Annotated in this window: 6 protein-coding genes; 4 read left to right on the top strand and 2 right to left on the bottom strand. The window is 62.0% G+C overall.

From position 1 onward, the window contains the following. Positions 1 to 1,348 (top strand): hypothetical protein (locus tag V7714_RS20390; protein ID WP_335711379.1); only part of this gene is annotated, 1,348 nt, incomplete at its 5' end. Positions 1,349 to 1,594: 246 nt separating this feature from the next. On the opposite strand, the gene V7714_RS20395 is transcribed toward V7714_RS20390, so the two are convergent. Continuing rightward, positions 1,595 to 1,804 carry a helix-turn-helix domain-containing protein gene (locus V7714_RS20395; RefSeq protein WP_335711380.1) on the bottom strand — a complete coding sequence of 70 codons (210 nt, stop codon included), beginning with the start codon at positions 1,802 to 1,804 and terminating at the stop codon, positions 1,595 to 1,597. 792 nt (positions 1,805 to 2,596) lie between these two features. Here V7714_RS20395 and V7714_RS20400 point away from each other — a divergent pair. After that, positions 2,597 to 3,742, top strand: coding sequence for a replication initiation factor domain-containing protein (locus tag V7714_RS20400; RefSeq protein WP_335711381.1), 1,146 nt, complete (start codon positions 2,597 to 2,599; stop codon positions 3,740 to 3,742). Positions 3,743 to 3,824: 82 nt separating this feature from the next. On the opposite strand, the gene V7714_RS20405 is transcribed toward V7714_RS20400, so the two are convergent. Next, positions 3,825 to 4,211 carry a helix-turn-helix domain-containing protein gene (locus V7714_RS20405; RefSeq protein WP_335711382.1) on the bottom strand — a complete coding sequence of 129 codons (387 nt, stop codon included), beginning with the start codon at positions 4,209 to 4,211 and terminating at the stop codon, positions 3,825 to 3,827. 99 nt (positions 4,212 to 4,310) lie between these two features. Here V7714_RS20405 and V7714_RS20410 point away from each other — a divergent pair, with 99 nt between their 5' ends. Together V7714_RS20410 and xerC are read left to right on the top strand one after the other, a co-directional pair. After that, positions 4,311 to 7,445: a CHC2 zinc finger domain-containing protein gene (locus tag V7714_RS20410; RefSeq protein ID WP_335711383.1), complete on the top strand. Its 3,135-nt coding sequence runs from the start codon at positions 4,311 to 4,313 to the stop codon at positions 7,443 to 7,445. Between the two features lies 1 nt (position 7,446). Further along, the gene (xerC, locus tag V7714_RS20415; protein WP_335711384.1) at positions 7,447 to 8,592 is read left to right on the top strand and encodes a site-specific tyrosine recombinase XerC; all 1,146 of its coding nucleotides are present in this window, start codon (positions 7,447 to 7,449) and stop codon (positions 8,590 to 8,592) included. Positions 8,593 to 8,811: the final 219 nt, after the last annotated feature.

Raw genomic sequence — 8,811 nt, forward strand, 5'->3', positions numbered from 1 at the left:
GTTTGGCGATGCGCTGGGCAATAGCATCGCGGCGAATATGCAGTCTGGGCCAACCGATGCGCAGCAATACGCATTGGCGAACGGTGGTGGACCATTGAATGCGGCTGCTGCGGCAAAATTTATGGAGAACCATCAAGCGCAGGCCAATCAGGCCGGGATGGGTTTCTATGCCAGCTACCTGGCCGGCAGAGAGGCGCAATGGAACGCTATGTTTGCCGAGAGCTTACCCAGAGAGGGCGCACTTAACGACGCAGAGCTGGCACAGTACCGTGCCAGCAAAGCCAGGCATGACGGCATGCTGTCGGGTGAGCGGACCGCAATTCAGAAGTATAATCAGCGAGCTGCTGCAGTTGCGTCTAAAAAGGCCAGCGCAAAATTTGCGCTGGGCATGCCTAGTGATAATCCCTGGGAAAATCTGAGCAACTTAGGTGGAGCTACGCTAGGTTTATTGAAGAGTGGCGGCCTCACCCTAGCCGGCAAAGTCAGCAATGTCGTTGGTGGAATGTTTAATGAGCTGCAGGCAAGTCAACAAAGGATGGAAAACATTTCCTATCGAGGACTGAATGCAGTTGCTTCTGCCTATGAAAAGCATCCTCACTTATTTAGGGGTGCTAACGGGGAAAGATTCGGCTGGGACGAATTAGTCGATGTTTACACTAATTTTGACCAGAAGAGTCTACTTAGCGGCCCGACAAGTGTAGTGTATGATATGCAGCGGGTTTTGCAGAATGGTTCTGACAAGGAAATGTCAGCTCATTTCTTCCAAAAAACCTACAAATGGGCTACAACGGAATACGGCATTGATGATAATCATGGCGGCGCGACGGGTCTGCATAGAGATGCTATAGAGCAAGTTGCATCTAAGCTAATCACATCCGGCCCTTCTGTTGTAGACAAACTGTGGTCTACCAGCTCAGTGGCTGCAGCAGAATGGCGCAGCCTGCCGGGTGGGGTTAGAATTAAAAATATTGGGAGCTATTGGATCAAGGAGGTTGATCCTAAAGCTGGGGCTATTGCCCAATGGTGGGGGCGTGGGTCTTTGGATGCTCAGGCGGAAGGACTTGGTAAACTAGGGGAGCTTGGAGTCAGTCATCTTTATAAAAACGGCAAGCTTATAACAAGAGATGCTGGAACCTATACGCCAGGCAATTTTTGGTCTGCTTGGATGGAAGGCTCCTATAGACTCGGCACACCATTCAATGACATACGACCGAGAAACATTGGAGCCAATGGAGTAATATTTGATCCAGCCAAACACCCCGTTCAGAGAAACCTCGAGGTGTTTACAGCTGCGGCCGTATTCGGTACGGGTGGTTACCTTGGCTTTGACTATTATTGGGACAAGTAACAATGGTCGCCTATCTCTTACTTGCCACTATAGCGTGGTATGTTATTTTTGAATTTGTACTTTGGCAGATGAGGCGGCATAGGAGCTTTCCTACAAACGCCACTTTTGCCTTGGGCTTGTTGCAGACCGGTGGGGCTTTTCTGTTGGGGCTGAGTGCCGCTATGGCTCTATTCTTTAAGTAAGGAGTGCTGCTACCCTGCTGCAGCCCTGTTCGGCGCTCACAACAGCCCCACCCACCGGCTACCATCATGAGGTCAGTGCATTGCGCACCCGCATGATGGTCTGCCGGTTGGTCGCCAACGCCCTCGCCACCTGAGAGACCGTCGCCCCGCTGGCCAGCCGCCCCAGTGCCTGCGCTCGCTGATCCTGGCTCAAGCTCAGCGGCCGGCCGAAGCGCTTGCCCTGCGACCGCGCCCGGCTGATCCCCGCCTTCGCGCTGCCTTGTTCGGCGTTCACAACAACCCACCAAGCCACCCCGCCACCTCGATTCTTAAGGCCTCCGGGACGGCCGGGGTGCAGCTTCCCGTCCTATCCCCGTTCGCAGTCTGTTCTAGGTGCGTTCTATACCTGTTCTACGAACGCACCTAGAACGGCCTGGCCGTAAAATCCCGCCGCCCGCCCAAACCCCTGCTAGATCAAGGCTTTGGCAGGATGCTGCGGGAGACCCGCGCCCCTGTGTTTCCATCACACATCACGCAACGTACCGTGTGCCCCGCAAACCCGCGCCGCTGCTGGCTTCCAGCGTTATTCCGCATCCGCGTTACCGTTATAACGCTACCCCGATAAACCGCCCGCCAAGCCAGGTAGCGTAAGGCTTTGCGGCGTATTCCGGCGGGTGTGTTGCCTGCCCAGCACGATGGGTCTACTGCTGCGGTATGGCCGAGTGGGCGGCGGCCCCGCCGGGCGCGCGTTAACCTGGCAGGTTCAAGGCCCGGCAGGTAGATCGCGCCGCTCCCCGCGCGCGTACCGGCTTGAATCGCAGCTCGCTGTCCGGTAGATTGGTCACCGTCATAGGCTAGGCATTCGCACATTTACTTAGCGCACCTACTGCTAAAAACGCCGAGGCAAATCAAGTCCTAGGCCCCATTGATGGGCAGGCACAGCAAGACCTCTGGCGCATCTCGACTCGCGCACCCACTGACACGACGAACATTGCCACCATGACTTCATCGACCGATTAACGGCGATGGGGTGGGCTTGCTTGCGTTTCGTCGCCCGACTCCATTGCCATGACCGCATGGAGTTTGTATGTCCCATCTTGCATCCACCCCAGGCAACCTGGTCACAGCCGACGCGACCGTAGCCAACGCCGGCACGGCGTACCCACGCCGTGCCGAAGGCGGCGCGGACGCGCCGGCCCCCCGTCGGGTAATACGGGGGGAAAGTTCATCCCCACCCCAAACGACGGCAAGCGACAGCCCGGAAAGCCTTCCCTCCGAAAACCTAGCGCTTTACGCCACCGGCAGTGGCAGAGCCAAGTTCGTCCTGATACCCCAGCCCAAGCCCGACGGCCAGCCTGATGCCGCCATTACCGACTACCTCAACTGCACCTTCCCGTTCGAGATCGGCACACCCGGCCTGGTTGCCTGGTTCACCGAACTGCACGCCGTGCTGGGGGACGCCTTCACCCCGGTCACAACCCGTACAGGCGGCCTGCATGGCTATCAGCACTCGTACCGGCTGGGCGACAGCCGCGCCTTGTTCGCCCACGGTGGTCAGCGTGGTACGGCCTTGCTCAGCCTGCCTGGCGAAGCCTGCGCCCAGGTGCCCGACTGGCCGCACCTGGTGAGCTGGCTGCGTGACGAGCTGGGTGGCCGCATCACCCGCTGGGATGGCGCAGTCGATGACTACGAAGGGCAGCACTCGGTGGATTGGGCCGTCGAACAGTATTACGCTGGCCAGTTCGGCAGCGGTGGCAATCAGCCGTCTTGCAGCGTCAATGGCAACTGGCACCAGCCGGATGGGCGCGGGCGCACCTTCTACGTCGGCCGGCGTGAGCACGGTAAATACCTGCGTGTATATGAAAAGGGCAAGCAGCTCGGCGATCCCGCCAGCCCCTGGGTGCGCTGGGAGATTGAGCTGCACAACAAGGACCGTCGCATCCCCTGGGAAGTCTTGCTGGAGCCGGGCCGCTACGCCGCTGGCGCCTATCCCGCGCTGGCCTGGGCACAAGCCCAAGCCAGCCGGATCGAGACCGCCCAGCAGGCGGTAGACATTGGCTATGCGCAAATGCTGCACTACGCCCGGCAGAGCTATGGCAAGTTCATCAATCTGATGCTGGCAGTGGAAGGTTCACCTGACGCGGTGGTAGCCAAGTTACGCCAGCCGGGTGTCCCGTCCCGCTTGCATTACCCGGTGCCGCCAGGCCATGACCCGGTGTTGCCGGCAGGTTGATTATGTTTATTAGACGATAAAAGCCCCCTCAACCCCGGCTGCTGCGTGGGGTTCAGGGGGCTTGTCGGTAGCGGAAGCGCTGCTAGGTCGCCATCACGCGGTTGATCTTGGCGCGTTTGACCAAGCTGTCCATCAGAATGATGAGCGCCTGCTGTTCTGCATCCGGCAGGGCATCGACTTCTTCGAGCAGGGCGTACAGCTTCGGGTTATGCACGGTGGGCGCATGCGCCACCTCGGCCCGTCCCGTCAATTCATCAAGCGTGACGTTCAGCACGTCAGCAATCTTAATGAGCGTATCCAGTTGCGGCACGAAATTACCGCGTTCCCATCGGTTGTAGGCACGCGGGTTCACGCCGATCAGTTCCGCGAGCCTGGCTTGCGTCAGCTTGCGGGCTTCACGTAGTGCCTTGAGTCGTTCGGCAAAGGCCACCATGTCGAGTATCGGAAAAGGCAAGGAGATGGCTCGCATTGTATGTACCCCTCAAACATGGCTCTTTGAAAATGGACATAAGTGGCTATATCATAGCTGCAATCAATGTCCATTGACAGGGTTTGGAGGGAAACAGACATGGCACGTATTACCGAGGCAGAACTGGAACGACTCAAGGCCGAGGTCTCCCTGCTGCGCCTGATCGAAGCCGACGGCATTACCCTGCAGAAACAGGGCAAGGACTACGCCGCCTGCTGCCCCTTCCACCAAGACAGCACCCCCTCACTGATCGTCACCCCCAGCAAGAACCTGTTCCACTGCTTCGGCTGCGGCGCAGCAGGTGGCCCGATAGACTGGGTGATGAAGCGCCAGCGCATCAGCTTCCGCCATGCGGCAGACCAGCTCCGTACTGAGCTGGGCCTGACCCCGGCCGCCACTCCTTTGACCGTCGCCGCCGCGCCTGTTGCTTTAGCCGCCGACGGGGTGCCCGACGCCACCCTGATGAGCGAAGCCGAGCGCCAGCCCTTGTTGCGGCGGGTGCTGGAGTACTACCACGCCACCCTCAAGCAGAGCCCGGAGGCCCTGGCCTACCTGGAGAAGCGCGGCCTGCACCATGCCGAGCTGATCGAGCGCTTCCAGTTGGGCTACGCCAACCGCACCCTGGGCTACCGCCTGCCGGCCAAGCAACTCAAGGCCGGTGCCCAGATACGGGAGCGCTTGCAACAGGTCGGCTTGCTGCGCGAATCAGGCCATGAGCACTTCAACGGCTCCCTGGTCGTACCGGTCATCGGGCTGGACGGGGTGGTACAGGAGATCTACGGCCGCAAGATACGCGATGACCTGCGCAAGGGCACACCGGCCCATCTGTATCTGCCAGGGGGCCATGCTGGCGTATGGAATGAAGCTGGCCTGGCCGCCGCCGGCGGTGAAATCATCCTGACCGAGGCGCTGATTGATGCCATGACCTTCTGGGTACATGGCTATCGCAACGTCACCGCCAGCTACGGCGTGAACGGCTTCACCCCCGACCACCTGCTTGCCTTCCAGCGCCATGGCATCCAGCGGGTACTGATTGCCTATGACCGTGATGAGGCCGGCGACCGGGCTGCCGTGGCACTGGCCGGCCAGTTGCAGGCCGAGGGGCTGGACTGCTGGCGGCTACGCTTCCCGCATGGCCTGGATGCCAATGCCTACGCGCTCAAGATGAGCCCGCCGCAGAAAGCGTTAGGCCTCCTCATCAGAAAAGCCGAATGGCTGGGCACCGCATCGCCGCCGAACCGGCCAACCCAGCGAGATGCCCACCCGGCCCCTTCGGTCTTGGCCGTACCACCTGCTGTGCCCCCTGCGGCACGCATACCACCGCCCCCTTTAGCCGCCGACAGCCGCCCGGACGCAACAGCGTCCGCACCGGCCGCCCCACCGGTATTGCCGGCCAGCCCTACGCCACCTGCACCCCAGTGCGACCTGGCGGCCGAGGTCAGCGAGCGCGAAGTGGTGATGCGTTTCGACAGCCGCCGCTGGCGGGTGCGAGGACTACCACGCAACCTCGCCGTGGGCGTGCTCAAGGTCAATCTGATGGTGAGTGAAGGCGAGGACTTCCATGTAGACAACCTGGACCTGTATACCGCCCGCGCCCGCAGCCTCTTCCTGCAGCAGGCTGCTGCCGAACTGCGCGCCCCACTGGACAGCCTTAAAGCCGAGCTGGGGCGGGTCCTGCTCAAACTGGAGCAAGTACAGGACGACGCCATCCAGCAAGCCCTGACACCGCAAGCCCCCAGCCAGCCCGACATGAGCGAGCCTGACCGCCAGGCAGCCCAGGCACTGCTGCAGGCCCCCGACTTGCTGGACCGCATCCTGGCCGACTTCGACGCCTGTGGCGTGGTCGGCGAAGCCAGCAACAAGCTGGTGGGCTACCTGGCCGCCACCAGCCGACTGCTGGAACGCCCCCTGGCCGTGGTGGTGCAATCCTCCAGTGCGGCGGGCAAATCCAGCCTGATGGATGCCGTGCTGGCCTTTATGCCGCCGGAAGAGACGGTACGCTTCTCCGCCATGACCGGGCAGAGTTTGTTTTACATGGGCGAGACCAATCTCAAGCATCGCATCCTGGCCATCGCCGAAGAAGAAGGCGCCCACCGGGCCAGTTATGCGCTCAAGCTGCTGCAGTCGGAAGGCGAGCTGACCATCGCCAGCACCGGCACCGACCCCAATGGCAACCTGGTGACCCAGCAGTATCGGGTGGAAGGCCCCATGAGCCTCTTCATGACCACGACCGCCATTGATGTGGACGAAGAACTGCTGAATCGCTGCTTGGTACTGAGCGTTGACGAAGGCCGGGAACAGACCCGTGCCATCCATGCGCGCCAGCGCCAGCGCCGTACCCTGGACGGCCTGCTGGCCCGGCATGAAAAGCAAGCCATCATTGCCCGCCATGGCAACGCCCAACGACTGCTACGCCCGCTGGCGGTACTCAATCCCTACGCCGACCGGCTGACCTTCCTGGATGACCGCACCCGCACCCGCCGTGATCATGACAAATACCTCTCGCTCATTGATGCGATTGCCTTCCTGCACCAAGCACAACGGCCCATCAAGACACTCAACCTGGCAGACCGGCAGATCGACTACATCGAGGTCACGCTAGCCGACCTGCACATGGCCAATGCACTCGCCCATGACATCCTGGGGCGCTCACTGGACGACCTGCCACCACAGACCCGCAAGCTACTGGCCCAGATACAGACCTGGGTACGTGAACGGGCCGCCGACACCCGCCGTGCGCTGGCCGATATCCGTTTTAGCCGCGCCGAGGTCAGACGGGCCAGCGGGCTATCCGACACGCAATGCCGGCTGCACCTGGATAGGCTGGCCGAACTGGAATACCTGCTGGTACACCGGGGCGGACGAGGCCAGCGCTTCGAGTATGAACTGCTGTTCGATGGTGAACTGGACGCCCAAGGCCCCCGCTTGGCCGGCTTGATCGACGTCGCCGCCCTGGAAGCCGAACTGACCGCTACGACAGACCGTTCGCGGGGTATCCACCCCCACCTCGCGGTCGCATCGCACCCCGAAGACGGCCACCCCGCACCGGCTTCGCCACCGACCGCCACCGCCGCCCAGGCTGATGGCACGGGGGAAACCGCAGCGACCGCCGAACCCCGCACCGCAGAAACCGAGCACGGGGCAGGGGCGCACCACGCCACCGCCGTCGTAGCTTGGCCGGTCGTACCCCAACCGACAGCTGCCGCCCTTGCCTTAGCCGCCCAAGGGCACTGACATGCCACGCAAAGGCCAAACCCTCAAGCGCAGCCGCAAACCCGCCACCAGCAAGCCCCTCCTGCCACGCCGGCAAGAGGCAGACCCCCTGGCCCATCACCCCATGGTGGCCTATATGCAGGCGCACTTCGAGCATCTGCGCGTCCGTGGCTACTCGGAACATACCCTCAAGTCCCGCCGAGGCAGCTTGCGCCGCTTTATTGCCTGGTGCGACGAGCGAGGCCTGCAGCAACCCGCCGACGTCACCAAGCCGGTACTGGAACGCTACCAGCGGCACCTGTTCTACTACCGCAAGGCCGACGGCCAGCCGCTGACCCACGCCAGCCAGGTTGGATGCCTGGCCCCGCTCAAGGTCTGGTTCAAATGGCTGGTACGGGAGAACTACCTGCTGTTCAACCCGGCCAGCGAGATCGACCTGCCCAAGCCCTCCAAGAAACTGCCCCGTGCCATCCTCTCGATCCAGGAAGTGGAAGCGATCCTGGCCAAGGCCGACCCAGGTACAGTCCATGGCCTGCGAGACCGCGCCTTGCTGGAAATGCTGTACAGCACCGGCCTGAGACGGATGGAGGCCGCCCACCTGGCTTGCTACGATGTAGACCTGCATCGCCGCCTGGTGTTTGTGCGCGAGGGCAAGGGCCGGCGAGACCGGGTGGTCCCCCTGGGAGAGCGAGCCCTGGCCTGGCTGGACCGCTACCTGCTGGAATCACGGCCGCAGCTCATCGTCACCGAACAGACCGCGCTCTTCCTGAGCGACTATGGTGAACCCCTCAGCCCCGCCTACGTCTCGCTCAAGGTCAAGCGGCATATGGCCTATGCCGGCATCAACAAGCCAGGCAGCAGCCACCTGTTGCGCCACGCCATGGCCACCCACATGCTGGAAGCGGGCGCAGATGTACGTATCCTGCAGGCCCTGCTGGGCCATGCACAGCTCTCCACCACCGAGATCTACACCCACGTCAGCATCGACCACCTGCGTGCCATTCATGACGCCACCCATCCCGCCAAGCTGACCCGGCCGACCGAGACCGCCAGCGCACCCGTACCGGGACTGCGTGCCACAGCGACACGCCCCCCGGAAGCCGCCTTGCTGGCTGCCCTGGCGGCAGAGCAGGAAGACGACGACCCAGCCGACGGCGAGCCCGACTGAGCGCACGCAGGGCACGCGACGGCCACGCCTTGTAAGGCTAGCCAGGCCCGTGTGTCTGGGCGACACTGCGCCTGAGCGCCGCTTGGCGTAAGCCGAAACCGTGCCTGGAGAAAAATTGCCCACCTGTGTTCCTGTTCAGCCGGTCAACAGCGCCAGACGCCGCATGCTGCCTGGGTTTGAGAGGGTATCGGTACGGCGGATGGCGACGGGAACAACTAT

Source organism: Chitinimonas sp. JJ19, from assembly GCF_036961565.1.
GTDB lineage: Bacteria > Pseudomonadota > Gammaproteobacteria > Burkholderiales > Chitinimonadaceae > Chitinimonas.